The organism is Perspicuibacillus lycopersici (genome assembly GCF_025660475.1).
In the GTDB taxonomy this organism is placed as follows: Bacteria; Bacillota; Bacilli; order Bacillales; family Caldibacillaceae; genus Perspicuibacillus; species Perspicuibacillus lycopersici.
This window is the reverse complement of sequence record NZ_JAOUSF010000003.1, coordinates 501,428-520,372: the sequence shown is the minus strand read 5'-3', so window position 1 is coordinate 520,372 and position 18,945 is coordinate 501,428. Positions and strand designations below refer to the sequence as shown.

The following is an 18,945-nucleotide window of genomic DNA, read 5'->3' as shown; positions in this document are numbered from 1 at the left end:
AGTGATGATATGAATGAAGAAGTAACGGAATTACTACGGAAAGCATTTATGATCCATGCTTCCGATCTCCATCTCCTTGTAGACTCTCCGCCAATTTTTCGAGTGAATGGGAGGCTTCAGCCAACTGGAGAGGCTCCATTAACTGCGACTGATACTGAGAGAATAGTGAGAGAACTAATACCAGAAAAACAATGGGAAACGTTTGTAGAGCAAGGGGAACTTGATTTTAACTATGAATTAAAAGGGGTTTCTCGCTTCCGTTTAAATGCATTCCATCAACGAAATTATGTAAGTATCGCGATTCGGATAATACCAGAAGAAATTCCGACAATTGAAGCACTACATTTACCGGTAGTAATTAAAAAAATGCTGGAAAAGCCACAAGGATTAGTATTAGTTACTGGTCCAACTGGTTCTGGTAAATCTACAACGTTAGCAGCAATGATTCGTTATATTAATGAAAATTATGCAAAACATATTATTACACTAGAGGATCCAATTGAATATGTTCATCATCATATGAAATCTATTCTTAATCAGCGTGAGGTTGGATTTGATACGAAAAGCTTTGCGAGTGGATTACGGGCAGCATTACGGCAAGATCCGGATATTATTCTAGTCGGAGAAATGCGTGATCTTGAGACCATTTCCACAGCGATTACTGCTGCAGAAACGGGACATCTTGTATTTGCTACATTGCATACTAGTAGTGCTGCACAGACAATAGATCGAATTATTGATGTGTTTCCTACCCATCAGCAAAGACAAGTCCGGCTTCAGGTAGCAACTGCTTTAGAAGGGATAATATCACAGCGACTATTACCAACATCGGATGGGAATGGACGGATTGCAGCAACGGAAATTTTATTTAATACACCATCAGTAGCAAATTTAATCCGCAATGAAAAAATCCATCAAATCCAAAATGTCCTGCAAACAAGTAAAGCCCAAGGAATGCACACGTTGGAAATGTCTGTTCAAGAACTGTTAAATCGAGGCACGATAACTTATGAAACTGCAATGCCATATATAAGAACAGGTGATAACAATGGCCATCTATAAATATGTTGGTCGATCGACAAAGGGGCAAATGAAGCGGGGAACAATTGATGCACTTAATAAAAATCAAGCGTTAGCGAAATTACGCGAGCAAGGCATTAGTCCGCGGGAAATAAATGAAGCAAAAGGTCTCTTTTATAAAGAAATAACATTTGGAAATCCAGTGAAGCAGCAGGATTTTGTTATTTACTGCCGCCAGTTTGCCACTTTAATTCGCGCTGGTGTATCGGTTGTGCAATCCACCAATATTTTAGCGAAGCAAACGGAAAGTAAGGCTTTAAAAAAGATTTTATTAGCAATCGAAGATGAATTACGAACAGGTGTAAGTTTTTCCAATGCGGCAACGAAGCATCCAAAGGTTTTTCCGCCGATTTTTATTAATATGGTTCGGGCTGGTGAAGCAACGGGGAATTTAGATGAAACATTGGACAGGCTTGCTAATTATTTTGAAAAGCAATATGAGATAAAAAAGAAGGTGCAATCTACACTCGCTTATCCATTAGTGTTACTGTTCATAACGATTGTAGTTGTAATCTTTTTAATGGTTTCCATTGTTCCTACCTTCTCGCATATGTTTGCTGATATGGGTGGAGAATTACCTGGGATAACAAAATATATGATAGGGCTAAGTAATGCCATTCAACACGGATGGTGGCTGCTGTTAATTACCGTTCTTTTCATTATTGGCGCCTTTCGCTATTTAATGAAAACGAATAGTAGGTTTTTCTATGGATTCCATGCTTTCATTTTAAAGATTCCTGTTTTTGGAAAGCTACTCCAAAAAACAGCAATCGCGCGGATGACGAGAACATTGTCATCGTTATTTTCCAGTTCAGTACCAATATTACAATCCCTTTCAATAGTTGAGCGGGTCGTTGGCAATCCGGTTATCGGTAAGGTCGTTCTGGAAGCACGCGATGCGCTAGAAAATGGAAACCGTCTATCGGAGCCCTTTTCAAAAAGCTGGGTTATCCCACCGCTTGTAACACAAATGATTAGTATTGGGGAAGAAACCGGTGCATTGGATTATATGCTCGGAAAAATTGCCGACTTTTATGAAGGTGAGGTTGACCGTTCTGTTGACACATTAAAGTCATTAATTGAACCAATAATGATCGTAATACTAGCAGTCGTCGTCGGAACTGTTGTGCTTGCCATTCTTGTACCAATGTTTAGCATCTTTCAAACGGTGCAATAGAAGTTCTTTGAAAAAAATAAGGAGGTGGTTACCTTCCGAATACTTACCTGCTACTGGATGCCATTTTCTATTTCATTATAAAAATTAAAAATCAAAAATAAGGAGGCAATAACATGAAAAAACATCTAAAACAACTGAAAAATGAAAAGGGATTTACATTAATCGAACTACTAGCCGTAATCGTAATTTTAGGTATAATCGCAGCAATCGCAGTACCGATGATTGGGAATGTGATTCAAGATTCAAAGGAAAAAGCTGCAGTTAATGATGCGCTAAATATTATTTCATCAGCAAAACTTGCAGATGCGAATAATGAAGCTCCTGCAAATTCTGAAACTGGTTACACAGAAAATGATTTAAATAAGTATCTAGAAACCACATCTACCTTTACTAGTGTAAACAAGGATGACAATGGTAATTGGTATATTACTGGTCATACAGATGCTCTTGACTATGTTAAAGGAGCTAAAGAAAATGTATTAACTGAACAAGAACTAAAAGCAGCATTGGCAAACGATTAATTTATCTTTTCTTATCAACACATTCAGGAGGTCCACCCATGCTCAACCTATTTTCCAACAAAAAGATCGTCAATATCGTTATCGATGACTATGTAATCCGAATGGTTGATCAACCGAACGGTACCGTCACTCAATGGAAAAATTTAAAGGAAAAGCTAGTACCAGCTGGTCTACTTGAGCGTGGGCGGATTGTTGATGAAATTGAATTCTACCACTTCATAAAAGACACAGTACGTGAGTGGGGCATAAAAAAACGCAATGTACGCTTTTATGTCCCTGACTCACTTGTCATTATGAAAAAGGTGACCTATCCTGCAAATCTAGAGGAAACAGAAATTAAAGGTCATTTCATAATGGAGCTGGGTCGCACCTTATATCTTCCATTTGAAAACCCTATTTTTGATATTTACCCAATCCCCACTACTGATGGTAATGAAGAAAGGGAAGGGCTACTTTTTGCTGTCCCAGAAGAAGAAATTAAAAAGTATACCGAAATTTTTGATGACTGTGGATTAACGCCGATTGCCGCGGATATTCGCGCAATAGGTGTATACCGCTTCTATCAATCGCTCCAAAGTATTGATAACAATGATGCTTACTTATTTTTGGAGGTTAATTTAGATTCTGTTTTAGTTAGTATTTTTTCTCATAATCGTCCAGAGTTTTTACGCTATATGGACTTAGAAGTTCAATTATCTAATTGGAATTGGTCACGAACAGAAACGAATTTTTTGCAATGGGAATATAAAGGCGAAATTGATTACATCAATCGCTTAATTGATGATCAAATTACCGAGATTGAGCGGATTTTAAGCTTTTATCGATACTCGATTCATAAAGGGGAACGTGCTGTTTCGAAAATAATTTTATTAGGTGACATACCAAATATGAACACACTATACGAAAAGCTGCAATCTCAGCTTTCGCTATCAATCGAATTACTGGATGCCAATTTACCTCTTAAAAAAATGACTCAAGTACCGAGATCCTTCATTCCAGCTGTTGGTTTAGCGATGAGAGGAGGTAGTGAACGTGATTCCTAATATTAATTTATTACCAAAATACGAACGGAAGGACTCGAGAATCTTTATTATCGTCCTAACGATAGCGGTAGCTTGGCTACTGTTATTATTATTTTCAATCTATCAATACGTTTTAGCAAATAGTGATATAAAATTGCTACAAAAGCAAACAGAATCCGCCACTTTAGAACGTGCCGTATTAGAGAAACAGCTTCATATGATAGATGTAGAGCAGTTAGCTACCATTCAAGATGCGATTACATATGTAGAGGGCATTACTGTACCGACATCAATTGTAATCGAGGAGCTGAATCAATTATTGCCGAACACAAGCTATCTTCGGCAATATAGCTATAATAATGGGGAAATCTCGATTCAATCAGAGTTTGCATCAATGAATACCATTGCACAATATATTACAGCTTTAGATGCTTCCGAAATAATTAGTGATGCGGTAGTCAATACCATTACAGCAAATGCAGGGGATACAGTAACTAGCTATAATGTGAGCTTTATTGTGAGGGTTAACAGGGAAGAGCTAGTGAAATTAGATAGGGGTGAGGATAATGACTAACTTCATTGAAGAAAAGAAAAAGCTCGTTATCCTTATTCTTGTTATCATGTTTCTATTAATCGGATTATTTTATGTAAATAAAGTGATGCCGATAAAAAAGGAAGCTGCACACGCAAGGCGAGATTTAGAAACAATTGAAGAAGATATTGACATACTTGAAACACAAATGAAGACAGAGGATGAGGAACAGGCCGATAACGATTTCCAATTGGAAAGAAAAATGCCCACCTCGCGTAAATTAGATGATGTATTGCTTTCCTTGAAAAAAATAGAAACAGACAGTTCTAGTCAAATTACAACGATGTCGTTTATTGAGAATAGTGAGCTTTTGGAAAATGAATTAAGTCTATCGGATGTAGAAAATGGAACAACAAATGTAACAGAGACGACGGATGTTGGTAACGAATCTCAAGCAAATATTCAAAATAGCTTGCAGCAATTAAAATTAATCACAATCAATTTATCTGTAACTTCTCCGAGCTTTGGGCAATTTCAACAATTTTTGCAAGGGATTGAACAAATGGAAAGAATAACGAAGGTCGATAATGTGACATTTACAACTAATTCAAATGAAAACAATCCGAAAAATCAACAAATATCGACCAATATCCAAATAACGACATTTTACTTTGATTCTAGTCAATAATAGACAAAAAACGTCAATAAAGAAAAAATAAAGGTGAAGAGGAAAAGATATTTTTATGAATGCTATTTATTTATTATTATTCGTTTTGTTTGGACTATTATTTGGTTCGTTTTTTAATGTGATTGGATTGCGGGTGCCAAAGAAGGAGTCTATCATTTATCCAAATTCGCATTGCACGAATTGCAAACATGAATTATCTTGGTGGGAGCTTATTCCTGTTTTATCTTATCTGTTTTTGCATGGGAAATGTCGAAAGTGCAGGACGAAGATATCTCCGATTTATCCAATGATGGAAGCAATTACAGGCGGATTGTTCGCTTTATCCTATTATTATTTAGGCTGGGAAATGGAATTACTAGCAGCGCTCTTCTTCGTTTCCCTACTCGTTATTATTACTGTGTCCGATTTAGAATATATGATTATTCCAGACAAAATTTTAATCGTATTTCTCCTACTATTTATTGCTATTCGTATTTTTGAGCCACTAAATCCATGGTGGGATTCCATTGTAGGAGCGGTTCTCGGATTTGCTATTCTGTATTTACTAGCCATTGTTAGTCGTGGAGGTATGGGTGGTGGAGATATAAAATTATTTTTTGTTTTAGGGATAATACTTGGAACGAAAGCAATCATTATGACATTATTTTTCGCTTCTTTGCTTGGGTCTCTCGTTGGTATAATCCAAATGCTTTTTCATAAGTGGAAAAAGAAAACACCAATTCCTTTTGGCCCTTTTATCAGTATTGGTGCATTATTATCGTATTTTTATCGTGATACGATATTGGAATGGTATATTCAATTTCTTTCCTAAAAAAAACGTGACGAAATTTCACGAAATTTCACGAAACCTTCTGCAACAAGACGACAAAAGTCTTGTTCTTTTTTTTTACAAGTATGATAGGATAGAACAAAACGTCATGGGGGAGGGCTATTTTATGGACAAGCTCCCTAAAGGGAACGGAAAAGTAACCATTAAAATAAACGGGAAAGAAAAGGATTACGAGGAAAATTTAGAAATTTATAACTGGAGAGATGCTCAAAAGGAAATGGCAGCAAGTGAAGAGCCAGTAGCAAAAAATAATGATTACAGTATAAACAACATTACGAATCCTTTTAAAAAACGGAAGAAAATCGGTCGAAAGCGGATATCATCTGTTAGCGCACAGAAACAAATGAGTCATTCGACGACAATGGTAATTATTGCATCGATTTCTGCAATAACTATAGGTATTTTAATCGGTTTTATTTTGTTACAGGTGATGGGTACTGGGAAAAATCCATCGCAAGTAAATGGAGAAGATGGACATGCAGCAGGTGTCAATGGAGAGCAAATGATTTTACCGGCGGTTGATATTTATTTTTTACAAGAAGGTGTATACTCGAATGAAGATTCGGTGAAAAGTCTTGTTGCAGAATTGAATGCTAAAAACCAACCTGCCGCCTATGTAAAGAGTGAGGACAATATCCATGTACTTGTCACAATGGTGGATAGCTTGGATTCAGGTAAGGCGATACAAAAAAATACAGACTATGCAAATTATTGGCCGAAACAACTGACCATTAAAGAAAAAATCATCCAAAATTTAACATCCGATGAAAAAAAGTTTTTCGAATCAGCATTTTCGTTTTATGACATGCTAATAAAAGAAGGTACAACAGCATACATACAAGGGGAAAGCTATCAAGCAAATACAGAAAACTTACAAAAGGCATATGAAATAATTCAATCAATTGAAAATTTAGATCGAGAGCAAGTAAAGCAGCTGAAAGAGTTACTATCAGAAGCATATGATGAAATGCAATTATTTTTAGCCGACCGGAAGGAGCAAAACTGGGTAGCTGCTCAAAGTGATTTACTTCAATTCATTTCTACTTATTACGTGATGTAATTTCATTCCTTCCTGTTAAATAAACGTAAGGTGAGAATATAATAAAATATATATTTTAAAAGTGCTAATCATTCGAAAATGGCGTTTTATTACAGAGGTTTTGGGGAAATGATGGAAAATTGTCATCCAAAATTAATCTTTGTGTCGTTGAGTGTCGAACGTTGTTTTGATACGATAAGCTTATGTATCTCCCCTGGTACATTTATTTAATAGGAAGGTGATTTTCTTGGCACGCCTCATTTTAGCTTCATCATCACCACGAAGAAGAGAAATCCTCAAACAAGTCCAACATAATTTTGAAATTATTATTAGTGATGTTGATGAAACGATTGAAGAAATACTTCCACCGGAACAAGTTGTGATGACTCTAGCATCGAAAAAAGCGCATGCAGTTGCCAAACATTATCCAGATGCCTATGTAATCGGAGCAGACACAGTCGTATATTTAGCACCACAAATATTAGGCAAACCAGCAAATAAAGTTGCGGCAAAGCAAATGCTAGTCAATTTGTCCGGGAAAACACATACCGTGTATACAGGAATATCGGTAATTCATGGATCACAGGAAGAAACTTCTTTTGTGAAAACGGATGTAACGTTTTGGGAACTTTCAGAAAAGGAAATCGAGCATTATATTCAAACAGGGGAACCATTTGACAAAGCAGGGAGTTATGGCATCCAAGGATATGGAGCAACTCTTGTTAAAAGCATCAATGGTGATTACTTTTCCGTTGTTGGTTTACCAATTGCAAAGTTATATCGTACATTACAAACAATGGGCTATGCTTTTTTTTAGTGAAAAGAGCATAAAGTGGAAACCTCAAACTTATTATTAACAATGTCGAGTATTTCTTTAAACATTTCAGTTATGGAAGAAACGTAGTAAACTACTGTTTATGGAAATTTCAGGAGGGGATGGAGGATAAATAAAACGTTAATGATTAAAGATTTTCCGAAAGAGGAACGTCCACGTGAACGGTTTATTCATAATGGTCCTGAAAGCTTATCCAATCAAGAACTACTCGCACTAATTTTACGGACAGGAACAAGAACAGAGTCAGTTCTTCAATTATCTCAGCGCCTTCTCACACATTTTGAAGGATTACGAATGCTAAAGGAAGCTTCTCTTGAGGAATTAATGAACATTAATGGGATTGGAGAGGCAAAAGCAATTCAATTACTAGCTGCAGTGGAGCTGGGCAGAAGAATTGCAAATTTAACATTTGATGACCGTTACGTAATCCGTTCCCCGGAGGATGGGGCAAAATATGTAATGGAAGATATGCGTTTTTTGAATCAGGAGCATTTTGTATGCTTATTTTTAAATACAAAAAATCAAGTATTACACAAACAAACCATATTTATCGGTAGTTTAAACGCATCGATTGTTCATCCAAGAGAAATATTTCGAGAAGCTTTCCGTCGTTCGGCAGCATCTATTATTTGTTTGCATAATCATCCATCGGGTGATCCTGGACCAAGCAGAGAAGATATTGAAGTGACAAAGCGCTTAGCAGAGTGCGGCAAAATGATTGGCATCGAACTCTTGGACCATATAATCATCGGGGACAAAAGATATGTAAGTTTGAAGGAAAAAGGTTACTTATAATACTATTAATTTTTTGTTTGATAGGATATAATTATGTTTATGAATTTTTTCGTTTGAAAAAAATAAATGGATTTTGACGATCTTTTTTTATGGCTAAACAATAAAATCGCTTCATTATGTAAAGCTTAATATAAATAGCCGAAATTTACCGTGTCAGAAACGGTGCAAGAAAATTACTCAACTATGTTTATCACAGAAAATGTATCAGAAAGGGAGATACGACCATGTTTGGAATTGGTGCAAAAGATTTAGGAATTGACTTAGGAACAGCGAATACGCTTGTGTATATTAAAGGAAAAGGTGTAGTACTTAGAGAACCTTCTGTTGTTGCTTTTCAAACAGATACAAAACAAATAGTAGCTGTTGGTAATGACGCAAAAAATATGATTGGACGAACTCCAGGTAATGTTATCGCACTTCGTCCTATGAAAGATGGAGTAATTGCTGATTATGAAACAACAGCAAAAATGATGAAGTATTTCATCAATCAAGCGATGAAAAATAAAGGCGGATTAGGTAGAAAACCTTATGTAATGGTTTGTGTACCATCCGGAATCACTGCTGTTGAAGAACGAGCAGTAATTGATGCAACTCGTCAGGCAGGGGCTAGAGATGCTTATACAATTGAAGAACCGTTTGCTGCAGCAATAGGTGCTGACCTGCCAGTTTGGGAGCCAACTGGAAGTATGGTTGTGGATATCGGTGGCGGAACTACGGAAGTTGCCATTATCTCGCTAGGCGGCATTGTAACTAGCCAATCAATCCGTATTGCTGGTGATGAAATGGATGAAGCAATTATTAATTATATTCGTAAAAATTATAACTTAATGATTGGTGACCGTACGGCAGAAATCATCAAAATGGAAATTGGTTCCGCTGGTATGCCAGAAGGAATTGAAAATATGGAAATAAGAGGTAGAGATTTATTAACAGGTCTACCGAAAACAATCGAAATTACGTCAGAGGAAATTTCGAAGGCGTTAGGTGATACAGTATACTCCATTGTGGAGGCAGTAAAAAATACATTGGAAAAAACACCACCAGAACTTGCTGCGGATATTATGGATAGAGGTATTGTATTAACTGGGGGAGGAGCACTCCTACGAAATCTTGATAAAGTAATTAGTGATGAAACAAATATGCCTGTTCTAATTGCTGAAAACCCGTTGGATTGTGTTGCGATTGGTACAGGAAAAGCACTAGATCATATTGATTTATTCAAAAGCAGATCCAAGGATTCACGGTAAGTAAGCGAAGAGGTGTAGATCATGCCACAATTTTTTATGAATAAGCGACTGATTATTTTACTTGTGGGAATTATCCTTCTCGTGGCATTGATTGGTTTTTCATTAAGAGAAAGGGATAACCTATCATGGCCAGAGCAGTTTGTAAAGGATACTGCCGGCTTTGTGCAATCCATTTTCGCAAAGCCCGCACATAGTATTGCGGGCTTTGTTGGAAATGTTCAAGATTTACTTCATACATATGAAGAAAATGAAATTTTGAAAAAAAGATTGGATGAATATGCCCAATTGAAAATAGAGTCAGATCGATTAGAGAAGGAAAATGAAGAATTAAAAGCGATCATAGAGAAGAAGGAAGATTTAGCTTCCTATAATCCATTACCAGCATCGGTAATTTCTCGAAGTTTTGATCGCTGGGATGAAACCCTTATTATTAATAAAGGGGAAAACCAAGGGATTAAAACGAATATGGCGGTTGTCACATCAGAGGGAATGATTGGAACGATTAAGAGTACTAGTAAGCTGTCGTCAACCGTGCAGCTATTAACAACAATTGATCGAGCAAATCGAATACATGTAGCAGTACAAGCAGAAAAAGATGTTTACGGGTTAATCGAGGGCTATGATGCAGAATCAAAAATGTTGCTAATTAAGCAAATACCATCAAATAGTAAAGTGGAAAAAGGTCAAAATGTTATAACATCAGGTTTAGGTGGTATGTATAGAAAAGGCCTGTTTATTGGAACGATAGAAAAAGTCGAGCCAGATCAGTATGGGTTAACACAAACAGCGTATGTAAAACCAGCTGCAAACTTCTATAATATTGAAGAAGTTATTGTGATTGAACGTTTAATGGACCAACCAGATGAAGATGTGGTGGATAATGATGAATAAAAAATGGTGGATACCTATCTTCGCAATTATATTTTTTGATATTGAAAGTATCTTTGCGAATTATTTTCCAGTACAGCTAATCTCAGAGGATTGGATTTGTGTCCCTCGTTTTCTCTTATCTTTTTTTATCTTTATCGCGGTCTATTATGATAAAAAATTAGCACTAATCTATGGTCTTGTATTTGGATTAATAATGGATATTGTTTTTATTGATATTTTGGGAATCTATTTGTTTTGGTATCCCGCAATTATTTATGGTGTATCTAAATTAATGAAAATTATCCATACCCATTTGCTTATTCTGGCATTTATTACGTTGCTCGCAATTACCGTATTAGAATTTGGAGTATATGGTTTTAATTTTATTTTACAAATTACAGACATGCCAATCGAGCATTTTGTAAATAATCGGTTATTCCCTACTTTATTATTAAATTTAGTCTTTTATCTATTACTAGCTTATCCGTTAAAGAAATACTTTACATTGATAAAAAAAGTAAAAGAAGAAGAAGAGGGCATGTTTCAATCCTAAATAGGCTCATTTGTTTGAGCACTTTTTATTACTATAATTTTATATAAATAAAATTTTTCTATAAAATAAAGGATATTGCCCGCCTTTTGTTGAATTTTATTTTTGTTGAGGTGAATTTCTAGCATGGTAAAATTGCATAATGTCATGATAAAAGGCACAAAAGACGGGTTATTATTACACCTTGATGATAGATGTTCTTTTTCTGAATTATTAAATGAACTGGAGGACAAGCTTCTTCCACATCAGCAAGTGAATGACGACTCGCATGTATTAAATGTTCGTATTCATACAGGCAATCGCTTTTTATCGAAAAACCAAGAGAAGAAAATAAAAGAGATTGTAGGGCATAAAAAAAATTTACAAATTGAATCTATTGATTCCAATGTTATATTAAAAAAAGATGCAGAACGAATCAAAAGAGAATCTGAAATACAAGTTATCACAAAGATTGTTCGATCTGGACAAATCTTAAATATTACTGGGGATGTTCTCCTTATAGGGGATATCAATCCTGGTGGAAAAGTGATGGCGAGTGGGAATATATTTATTCTTGGTTCTTTAAAGGGAATCGCACATGCTGGATGTTTAGGAAATGAAGAGGCGGTAATATGCGCCTCAAAAATGAGCCCTACTCAATTACGAATTGCGGATTGTTTCACACGGGCACCAGACCGAGAGGAAGATAAACCGCAGGAAGCTGAGTGTGCATATGTTAATGATGCTCAGCAAATTATTATTGATAAATTAATAGTTTTGAAGAAAATACGTCCAAATTTAAATCGGTTCGTGGAAGGGGGATTATAATCGTGGGTGAAGCGATTGTTATAACTTCCGGAAAAGGTGGAGTAGGAAAAACAACTACCTCTGCTAACATCGGTACATCACTAGCATTACAAGGAAAAAAGGTTTGTCTTATGGATACAGATATTGGCTTACGTAATTTAGATGTCGTAATGGGACTAGAAAATCGCATCATTTATGACTTAGTTGACGTAGCTAACGGCAGGTGTAAACTTCATCAAGCACTTGTGAAGGATAAGCGCTTTGATGAAAAATTGTATTTATTACCAGCTGCACAAAGTAGCGATAAAACGGCAGTAACACCTAGCCAAATGAAGAAAATCGTTGACGAGTTAAAACAAGAATTCGATTATATTATCATTGATTGCCCAGCTGGTATTGAGCAAGGCTTCCAAAATGCAGTTGCCGGCGCTGACCAAGCGATTGTTGTCACAACTCCTGAAATCTCTGCTGTTCGCGATGCAGATCGGATTATCGGTTTATTGGAAAAAGAGCCGATGGATCCGCCACGACTCGTTATTAATCGAATCCGTACGAATATGGTAAAACGCGGAGATATGATGGATGTCGATGAAGTAACCAATATTTTAGCTATTGAATTAATAGGCATCGTCGCAGATGATGAGGAGGTTATTAAAGCCTCCAATATTGGCGAACCGATCGCAATGAATCCAAATAGTAAAGCAAGTATTGCTTACCGGAATATCGCTCGAAGAATTTTAGGTGAATCCGTACCATTACAACATTTAGATGATGCGTCAAAAGGTATGTTAACAAAGCTTAAAAAGTTTTTCGGTGCACGTGTATAGTAATTCATATGCAGTGAAATTAAATAGTATAACGAAATTCAATAAATTATATAACGTAATAAAATAAAAGCAATTGATTTATTATCAATTCTGCTCCCCGACTGTAGACAAACTGGAAAATTTTCGAGCATGTCTACAGTCTTTTTCATTTAGAAAGGTCACTTACGCTCCAATCAACGCATTTTAACTACAATTACCATCAAAACCAAATAAAGACATCGAGTGGAAGCCCGCTTGATGTCTTTTTTCGATTATCTGAAGCGACTGAAAGAATTATTTGTAATCACTTAACCATTTTTCTATAATCGTTAGCGGAACTAATTAATTGAATTTCATTGGGGTGTAACTGGATTGTTTTTATAACTAATGCCAAAATGTTTAAATGTAATCCCTTTCTCTTTTAAAGATACTAAAAGCAGATAGAATCTTTCCATTTCATTATCCTGATTCTCATTTGTAATTTCATTGAAATATCTATATCAATAGTTGAGTATTCTTTAAAAGGAGAGATTTGCAAATCTTCACTATAATAACGATTGTTTAGCTAATAAATATCAACTGCATTATGAAAACTGTCAGGAAAGAAATGCTCAACAATTGGACCTAATTCATCTTTTGCTTGCTTTTGCCATGTTTGATCGAGATAACTATCTTCTGTTTCTTTAGTAGTATAGCGATTTTGTCCTACATAAAAAATTAACTCAGGGTTCTCTTTAGCATGGGCATAGCCATGGTATGCTTTGCCGTGGAAGAAAGCAAAGGAAATTTCCTCCATCACAAAATCCTTGTTGTATTTATTCTCAAGATACTCCTCAAAATTGTTTTTATACGAAATTAAGTCCCAAGGTGTGCCATAAAAAATGTAAAAAATGATACCACCGAAAATTGCAAAAACAGGCAAAACAAGGATTTTTTTGATTTTAATAATTTCATTCCTCCCCCCTGTTATCGAATGATAGTTTAATTCTACTACTACTACTACTTTAGTTTCTGTGCCATGCGGCAACTGTAGACATAAATTAATTTAAAACTAGAAAATGAGCTTTATTTATAAACTAATGAAGCTGGTTTATTGAATAAGCAAGTGGTGGATTCAATACGGTAGATATTTTTAAATCTTTTAAGTTCCAGCAGGACAAACAGGCTTTTATGTCGAATATTCAACATAAGAAATTTATTATATTGGAGGAAAAAAATATGGCAGAAGTTTTGTTGTTACACCATGTTTTAGGCAGGACGAAGGGGATTGAAGCATTCGCTAATCAATTGAGAGATGCGGGACATACTGTGCACGTGCCAGATTTATTTGACGGACGCATCTTTTCTTCATTGGAGGAAGGCTTAGCATTTGTGAAGGGTATCGGATTTGAAGAAGTGACGGCGCGTGGCGTTCGGGCAGCATGGGAGCTACCACGAGATGTCGTCTATGCTGGCTTTTCACTCGGTGTCTCGGCAGCACAGCAGCTCGCCCAAACTCGTGACGGTGCTAGAGGCGCACTATTTTTTCATGCCTGTCTCCCGACCTCGGCGTTCGAATCCGAGTGGCCAGCAGATCTGCCTGTGCAAGTTCATGCCATGAGTGCAGATTCTTTTTTCGTTGAAGACGGCGACATTGAGGCAGCCCATGAGCTGGTTGCGTCGGCCAATCACGCTGAACTTTTTCTGTACGAAGGCAAGGAACATCTTTTCACTGACAGTAGTTTACCGTCTTACGATGCTGACGCGACGAAACTAGTAATCAAGCGTGTTCTCGACTTCCTCGCATAACTCGCATAATTACGCGAAAATTTTCAGTAGCTACCATAACTTAGCTCCGGTTTAAAACATCCCTCATTTTGTATAAAATGAAGGGATTTTTCTTTGTATCAATTATTGGAAATGAAACGAAAGCGTTGCACTCCAATGAACTTATTTTCTCCTTCTATACATTCTATTCCTTGATAGTTTACCTCATGTTTTTGGGTGATGTGTCAAGCGCATCCATAACAAATCATCACTAAGTAGTATTTCTTGTTTGAAGTGAACCTGTTCAGTTAATAACTAAGTGCTTATTTGTGGAACTTTTTCTTATTACTAACGTTTTTTCCTAATCATCGGACACGTTGTCATACTTACTAGGGACAAGTCATACATTGTAATAAAGAAATGGGCATAAAGGGTTGGTGAATATGAGTAATCGAAAAGAAGAAATAAAAAGACGAATAGCGCAACGAAAAAAACTAAATCGTACAATGGCGATGAATAGTAATGCCAAAAGGCAGTCAGAACGACCGTTATTCACTCCGGATTATTATCCACAAGAAGATAAATGGTTTACAGGGGATAAGGAAAATAATAATGAAACAATCCACCCATTGTTTAGAAAGGAAATCTTTATTTTTAAACTATTAGCTGCAGCTTGCCTAGTGTTAGTCGTTGCAATAATCTTTCAAAATCCATCACAAAAATTAGATAGTTTCCGTGTGGCTGTCAAACAAGTGATGGAGAAGGACTTTCAATTTGCTACCGTGTCCAACTGGTATGAAGATACTTTTGGCAAGCCTTTGGCACTTTTACCGGAACAACCAAAGGAAAACACGGAAGAAAAGGTGCAAAAAGAATTTGCTATGCCTGCCAATGCGAAAATATTGGAGGATTTTGATTCCAATAAAGAAGGAATAACCATTCAAACGACGAAGGATGCAATAGTAGATGCAATTCAAGAAGGTACTGTTACGTTTGCAGGTGAGAAAGAAGGGTATGGTAAAACGGTCATTGTCCAACATCCGGACAGTAGTGAAACATGGTATGGTGAACTTAGTGAAATATCAGTGGATTTATATGATCAAGTAAAAATTGGTGATCCATTAGGGAAAGTTTCGCAAGCAGAGGATACCGTTTCGGGAGAGTTTTATTTTGCTATTAGAAAAGATGAGAAATTTATTGATCCAGTTCAGGTGATTACCTTTGAATAAATGGATCCGGTTACTTACAAACATTCATATTCATCCACTTTTTTGGATGGTTGCTCTCGTCGCAATACTTACCGCACGTTTCAAAGAATTGCTAATCGTATTTGCGATTGTCTTTATACATGAATTAGGCCACGCCATGGCCTCTTCTTTTTTTTCCTGGAGGCTAAAACGGATTATGCTACTTCCTTTTGGTGGTGTGGCAGAGGTTGATGAACATGGGAATCGGCCGTTAAAGGAAGAATTTATTGTAGTAATTGCGGGACCACTTCAGCATTTATGGATACCAATATTCGCCTATATCCTTTATTACTATGGATTAATATCAGAACCAGTTTATCAGTACTGTATTGAATATAATTGGATGATTTTATTGTTTAATTGTTTACCTATACTCCCATTAGATGGAGGAAAATTAGTCTATCTTTTTTTTGCAAATTATTGTCCATTTATAAAAGCATTAAAGCTTGCTATCATCACATCGTTTATTTTTCTCCTTCTATACTGCTGTATGATTGTTATTCTCTTTCCGTTTCATTTAAATGGTTGGTTTATGGCATTATTTTTAATGATCACCCTTTACAAAGAATGGAAAAATCGTCCCTATATTTTTATGCGTTTTTTACTAGATCGTTACGCTGGAAAAATGCAAAAAAACAAACAAAGGAAACTATTATATGTTTCCCCAGAGGATACGGTACAATCCGTAATCGAAAGACTATATCGAGGAAAATGTCATCCAATCGTTATTCTTGAAAACGGTAGGGAGCTTAAAAGGCTATCTGAATCAATTTTATTAAAGGCGTTTTTTGAAGAGAATGCCGCAAGTCAACCAGTAAACTATTTGCTTTCCAGAACATAAACCCATTAAAATGAAGAGAAAACATCCGTAGTAGCCAAGAAAGAGGATTAACAAAATGAATCGACTATTTATTAATACAAGAGAATCAGAGAAACGTTGGATGGTAGAAAAATCAGGTGAAATGGTGGAGCTCTTTATTGAACAACCAGAACATGCTTCACTTATCGGTAATATTTATCTTGGAGTAGTAGAAAAGGTCATACCAAGCATGAATGCAGCCTTTGTTCATATTGGAAAAGGGAAAAAAGGCTATTTACATATTAGTCAAATTCCTGCTTATTATATGAGTGAGGAAGCAAATAAACCGTTCAAATCTATCGCCAAATTCCTTCGACAAGGCGAAAAAATTATCGTACAGGTCGTAAAGGATGAGACAGATTCGAAATATTATCGACTAACCGGTAATATTGAGTTTTCTGGAAAAGCGATTGTTTATATGCCATTTGGAAAATATACTGCGGTATCGAAAAAATTAAACGAAGAAACACGCACGAAGTGGAAGGAATGGGCGAAGCTAGTGCTAACAGATTCTGAAGGGATCGTCATTAGGACAAGTGTGGAGAACGTAACGAATGATGTACTTTTACAGGAGTTGGAAAAATTACGGAAGCAGTTTACAGAGGTTCATTCATCTTCCGTAAAAGGGAATGCACCTTCACTACTTTTACAGAAAAATACCTTTTATGAAAAAATATCCCATATATTAGAAAAAGAACAAATGGATGAAATATATTGTGATGAAATTTCTTTGTTTCAAAAATTAAAAGAAGCGCTGAAGGATAGTAACCTCTCGATTAACTATTACCCGGGAAATGAAAATATTATTTCTCACTTTCAAACGAGTCACGCAATGGAGCAACTTACGAAAAAAATTGTTTGGCTGAAAAATGGGGCAAATATAGTAATAGAAGAAACAGAAGCTTGCACAGTCATCGATGTTAATACAGGGAAATTCACGGGAAAAAGCCAAAAGGAAAAGACAATTTTCGACACAAATTTATTAGCTGCAGAAGAAATCGCCAGACAGGTGAAGCTACGAAATATCGCCGGCATTATTTTAGTAGATTTTATTAACATGAAATCGCCGCAGCAGCAAAAACAAATCATTTCACTTTTAAATGAACGATTTATACACGATCAAGAACGGGTAACTATTTATGGGTTTACCTCTTTAGGAATATTAGAACTATCAAGAAAGCGGACAACCCCTAGTATTAAGCAGAAGCTTACCATTAGCTGTCCAGTTTGTAATGGTTTAGGTACTGTTATGTCACCTGCAACAATTGCATTTCAATTGGAAAGAGAGCTTTGGGAATATAAAGGCTCAGATTATTCAGAAGTTCAAATCGAAGCAACACCAGATGTAATCCAATATTTCACTGGTGAAAATGAAGCCCATTTACATGATTTAGAAGTAATTCTCCGTATAAAAATATTGCTACAATCAATCGATAAGAACATTCCACATTATCATATAAAAAGATGGCGTTAAATTAATGTAGAATGGAGAAAATAGTTTGACACTATTATTGATATATGGTAGTATTCATATGTTGTTATTTTTGTAGCACCCGTGCTACAACCGCACATAACAGGTATTACATAAGTATTGTTCTTACGAATAATCACCTGCAAATGGCGAGTCTGAGTCTAAAGAGGAGGTGCAATTCATGTACGCGATTATTGAAACTGGTGGTAAACAACTTAAAGTTGAAGAAGGACAATCTATTTACGTTGAGAAATTAAACGCTGCTGATGGCGAAACAGTTACTTTTGATAAAGTTCTTTTTGTTGGTGGCGAAACTGTAAAAGTAGGTGCTCCTTTCGTTGAAGGCGCAACTGTTACGGCTAAAGTTGAAAAACAAGGTCGTCAAAAGAAAATTATTGTCTTCAAATACAAAGCTAAGAAAAACTATCGTAAAAAACAAGGTCATCGTCAACCTTATACAAAAGTTACGATTGAAAAAATTCAAGGCTAAGGCGATTGAACAATGATTTATGTAACAATTCAACAGACAGACGAAAAGTATATACAATCCTTTTCAGTCGAGGGTCATGCGAATTTTGCTAAACATGGTTCAGATATCGTTTGTGCTGGAGTTTCTGCGGTAACATTTGGCGCAATAAATGCTGTAGAGGCTTTAACCAATGTTGTTCCAGCTGTAGAGCAAGGTGGAAAAGGCGGCTATTTGCAATGTACTGTACCAAATAATTTACCAAAAGAAACAAAGGATAAAGTACAGCTACTTCTTCAAGGGATGTTAGTTGCACTACAAACAATCGAATACGATTATAGTGAATATATAAAAATTACCTTCAAAAAATAGGAGGTGG

22 protein-coding genes and 1 other annotated feature are annotated in these 18,945 nt (G+C 36.0%); of the genes, 21 read left to right on the top strand and 1 reads right to left on the bottom strand.

From position 1 onward, the window contains the following. The first annotated feature begins 9 nt into the window (after positions 1 to 9). From OEV98_RS10660 to minD, 15 genes are all read left to right on the top strand, one after another. The gene (locus OEV98_RS10660) at positions 10 to 1,062 is read left to right on the top strand and encodes a type IV pilus twitching motility protein PilT (RefSeq protein ID WP_263073258.1); all 1,053 of its coding nucleotides are present in this window, start codon (positions 10 to 12) and stop codon (positions 1,060 to 1,062) included. Further along, positions 1,049 to 2,257, top strand: coding sequence for a type II secretion system F family protein (locus tag OEV98_RS10655; RefSeq protein ID WP_263073257.1), 1,209 nt, complete (start codon positions 1,049 to 1,051; stop codon positions 2,255 to 2,257). Before OEV98_RS10660 ends, OEV98_RS10655 begins: the two co-directional genes overlap by 14 nt. Positions 2,258 to 2,370: 113 nt before the next feature. Beyond that, positions 2,371 to 2,778, top strand: a complete 408-nt coding sequence (locus tag OEV98_RS10650) for a type II secretion system protein (protein ID WP_263073256.1) — start codon at positions 2,371 to 2,373, stop codon at positions 2,776 to 2,778. Positions 2,779 to 2,816: 38 nt separating this feature from the next. After that, a complete protein-coding gene (gene pilM / locus OEV98_RS10645; protein ID WP_263073255.1) occupies positions 2,817 to 3,821 on the top strand; it encodes a type IV pilus biogenesis protein PilM in 1,005 nt (334 codons plus the stop codon). Next, positions 3,811 to 4,374 (top strand): PilN domain-containing protein, encoded by a 564-nt coding sequence (locus OEV98_RS10640; protein ID WP_263073254.1) that lies wholly within the window; start codon positions 3,811 to 3,813, stop codon positions 4,372 to 4,374. Before pilM ends, OEV98_RS10640 begins: the two co-directional genes overlap by 11 nt. Then, positions 4,367 to 5,020 carry a type 4a pilus biogenesis protein PilO gene (gene pilO, locus OEV98_RS10635; RefSeq protein ID WP_263073253.1) on the top strand — a complete coding sequence of 218 codons (654 nt, stop codon included), beginning with the start codon at positions 4,367 to 4,369 and terminating at the stop codon, positions 5,018 to 5,020. Before OEV98_RS10640 ends, pilO begins: the two co-directional genes overlap by 8 nt. 55 nt (positions 5,021 to 5,075) lie before the next feature. Further along, positions 5,076 to 5,831 carry a prepilin peptidase gene (locus tag OEV98_RS10630; RefSeq protein ID WP_263073252.1) on the top strand — a complete coding sequence of 252 codons (756 nt, stop codon included), beginning with the start codon at positions 5,076 to 5,078 and terminating at the stop codon, positions 5,829 to 5,831. A gap of 124 nt (positions 5,832 to 5,955) precedes the next feature. Then, positions 5,956 to 6,909, top strand: coding sequence for a hypothetical protein (locus tag OEV98_RS10625; protein ID WP_263073251.1), 954 nt, complete (start codon positions 5,956 to 5,958; stop codon positions 6,907 to 6,909). A 217-nt stretch (positions 6,910 to 7,126) separates the two neighbouring features. After that, positions 7,127 to 7,705, top strand: coding sequence for a Maf family protein (locus tag OEV98_RS10620; RefSeq protein WP_317633805.1), 579 nt, complete (start codon positions 7,127 to 7,129; stop codon positions 7,703 to 7,705). Positions 7,706 to 7,846: 141 nt separating this feature from the next. Next, positions 7,847 to 8,518, top strand: coding sequence for a RadC family protein (gene radC / locus OEV98_RS10615; RefSeq protein WP_263073249.1), 672 nt, complete (start codon positions 7,847 to 7,849; stop codon positions 8,516 to 8,518). Between the two features lie 224 nt (positions 8,519 to 8,742). After that, positions 8,743 to 9,765, top strand: a complete 1,023-nt coding sequence (locus OEV98_RS10610; protein WP_263073248.1) for a rod shape-determining protein — start codon at positions 8,743 to 8,745, stop codon at positions 9,763 to 9,765. 21 nt (positions 9,766 to 9,786) lie between these two features. Next, positions 9,787 to 10,656: a rod shape-determining protein MreC gene (gene mreC / locus OEV98_RS10605; RefSeq protein ID WP_263073247.1), complete on the top strand. Its 870-nt coding sequence runs from the start codon at positions 9,787 to 9,789 to the stop codon at positions 10,654 to 10,656. Continuing rightward, positions 10,649 to 11,188 (top strand): rod shape-determining protein MreD, encoded by a 540-nt coding sequence (mreD, locus tag OEV98_RS10600; RefSeq protein ID WP_263073246.1) that lies wholly within the window; start codon positions 10,649 to 10,651, stop codon positions 11,186 to 11,188. Before mreC ends, mreD begins: the two co-directional genes overlap by 8 nt. A gap of 123 nt (positions 11,189 to 11,311) precedes the next feature. After that, entirely contained in the window at positions 11,312 to 11,992 is a 681-nt protein-coding gene (gene minC / locus OEV98_RS10595) for a septum site-determining protein MinC (RefSeq protein ID WP_263073245.1), read from the top strand. 2 nt (positions 11,993 to 11,994) lie between these two features. Next, positions 11,995 to 12,798 carry a septum site-determining protein MinD gene (minD, locus tag OEV98_RS10590; protein ID WP_263073244.1) on the top strand — a complete coding sequence of 268 codons (804 nt, stop codon included), beginning with the start codon at positions 11,995 to 11,997 and terminating at the stop codon, positions 12,796 to 12,798. 544 nt (positions 12,799 to 13,342) lie between these two features. Here minD and OEV98_RS10585 read toward each other — a convergent pair. Then, positions 13,343 to 13,573, bottom strand: coding sequence for a hypothetical protein (locus OEV98_RS10585; RefSeq protein WP_263073243.1), 231 nt, complete (start codon positions 13,571 to 13,573; stop codon positions 13,343 to 13,345). A 422-nt stretch (positions 13,574 to 13,995) separates the two neighbouring features. Between OEV98_RS10585 and OEV98_RS10580 the strand changes: the two genes are divergently transcribed. The 6 genes from OEV98_RS10580 (at position 13,996) to OEV98_RS10555 (ending at position 18,938) form a co-directional block, all read left to right on the top strand. Beyond that, the gene (locus tag OEV98_RS10580; protein ID WP_263073242.1) at positions 13,996 to 14,565 is read left to right on the top strand and encodes a dienelactone hydrolase family protein; all 570 of its coding nucleotides are present in this window, start codon (positions 13,996 to 13,998) and stop codon (positions 14,563 to 14,565) included. Between the two features lie 401 nt (positions 14,566 to 14,966). Beyond that, positions 14,967 to 15,752 (top strand): M23 family metallopeptidase, encoded by a 786-nt coding sequence (locus OEV98_RS10575; RefSeq protein WP_263073241.1) that lies wholly within the window; start codon positions 14,967 to 14,969, stop codon positions 15,750 to 15,752. Continuing rightward, the gene (locus OEV98_RS10570; RefSeq protein ID WP_263073240.1) at positions 15,745 to 16,611 is read left to right on the top strand and encodes a M50 family metallopeptidase; all 867 of its coding nucleotides are present in this window, start codon (positions 15,745 to 15,747) and stop codon (positions 16,609 to 16,611) included. Before OEV98_RS10575 ends, OEV98_RS10570 begins: the two co-directional genes overlap by 8 nt. 55 nt (positions 16,612 to 16,666) lie before the next feature. After that, on the top strand, positions 16,667 to 18,103 hold the full coding sequence (locus OEV98_RS10565; protein WP_263073239.1) for an Rne/Rng family ribonuclease: 1,437 nt from the start codon (positions 16,667 to 16,669) through the stop codon (positions 18,101 to 18,103). Between the two features lie 78 nt (positions 18,104 to 18,181). Continuing rightward, positions 18,182 to 18,267: a sequence feature (ribosomal protein L21 leader region), on the top strand. A gap of 14 nt (positions 18,268 to 18,281) precedes the next feature. Beyond that, positions 18,282 to 18,590 carry a 50S ribosomal protein L21 gene (rplU, locus tag OEV98_RS10560; protein WP_263073238.1) on the top strand — a complete coding sequence of 103 codons (309 nt, stop codon included), beginning with the start codon at positions 18,282 to 18,284 and terminating at the stop codon, positions 18,588 to 18,590. A 12-nt stretch (positions 18,591 to 18,602) separates the two neighbouring features. Continuing rightward, the gene (locus OEV98_RS10555) at positions 18,603 to 18,938 is read left to right on the top strand and encodes a ribosomal-processing cysteine protease Prp (RefSeq protein WP_263073237.1); all 336 of its coding nucleotides are present in this window, start codon (positions 18,603 to 18,605) and stop codon (positions 18,936 to 18,938) included. Positions 18,939 to 18,945 lie beyond the last annotated feature (7 nt).

Coding starts and splice junctions, on each gene's coding strand:
- OEV98_RS10660 (WP_263073258.1), top strand. CDS start 10: ATGAATGAAGAAGTAACGGAATTACTACGGAAAGCATTTATGATCCAT.
- OEV98_RS10655 (WP_263073257.1), top strand. CDS start 1,049: ATGGCCATCTATAAATATGTTGGTCGATCGACAAAGGGGCAAATGAAG.
- OEV98_RS10650 (WP_263073256.1), top strand. CDS start 2,371: ATGAAAAAACATCTAAAACAACTGAAAAATGAAAAGGGATTTACATTA.
- pilM (WP_263073255.1), top strand. CDS start 2,817: ATGCTCAACCTATTTTCCAACAAAAAGATCGTCAATATCGTTATCGAT.
- pilO (WP_263073253.1), top strand. CDS start 4,367: ATGACTAACTTCATTGAAGAAAAGAAAAAGCTCGTTATCCTTATTCTT.
- OEV98_RS10630 (WP_263073252.1), top strand. CDS start 5,076: ATGAATGCTATTTATTTATTATTATTCGTTTTGTTTGGACTATTATTT.
- OEV98_RS10625 (WP_263073251.1), top strand. CDS start 5,956: ATGGACAAGCTCCCTAAAGGGAACGGAAAAGTAACCATTAAAATAAAC.
- radC (WP_263073249.1), top strand. CDS start 7,847: ATGATTAAAGATTTTCCGAAAGAGGAACGTCCACGTGAACGGTTTATT.
- OEV98_RS10610 (WP_263073248.1), top strand. CDS start 8,743: ATGTTTGGAATTGGTGCAAAAGATTTAGGAATTGACTTAGGAACAGCG.
- mreC (WP_263073247.1), top strand. CDS start 9,787: ATGCCACAATTTTTTATGAATAAGCGACTGATTATTTTACTTGTGGGA.
- mreD (WP_263073246.1), top strand. CDS start 10,649: ATGAATAAAAAATGGTGGATACCTATCTTCGCAATTATATTTTTTGAT.
- minC (WP_263073245.1), top strand. CDS start 11,312: ATGGTAAAATTGCATAATGTCATGATAAAAGGCACAAAAGACGGGTTA.
- OEV98_RS10585 (WP_263073243.1), bottom strand. CDS start 13,573: ATGGAGGAAATTTCCTTTGCTTTCTTCCACGGCAAAGCATACCATGGC.
- OEV98_RS10580 (WP_263073242.1), top strand. CDS start 13,996: ATGGCAGAAGTTTTGTTGTTACACCATGTTTTAGGCAGGACGAAGGGG.
- OEV98_RS10575 (WP_263073241.1), top strand. CDS start 14,967: ATGAGTAATCGAAAAGAAGAAATAAAAAGACGAATAGCGCAACGAAAA.
- OEV98_RS10565 (WP_263073239.1), top strand. CDS start 16,667: ATGAATCGACTATTTATTAATACAAGAGAATCAGAGAAACGTTGGATG.
- rplU (WP_263073238.1), top strand. CDS start 18,282: ATGTACGCGATTATTGAAACTGGTGGTAAACAACTTAAAGTTGAAGAA.
- OEV98_RS10555 (WP_263073237.1), top strand. CDS start 18,603: ATGATTTATGTAACAATTCAACAGACAGACGAAAAGTATATACAATCC.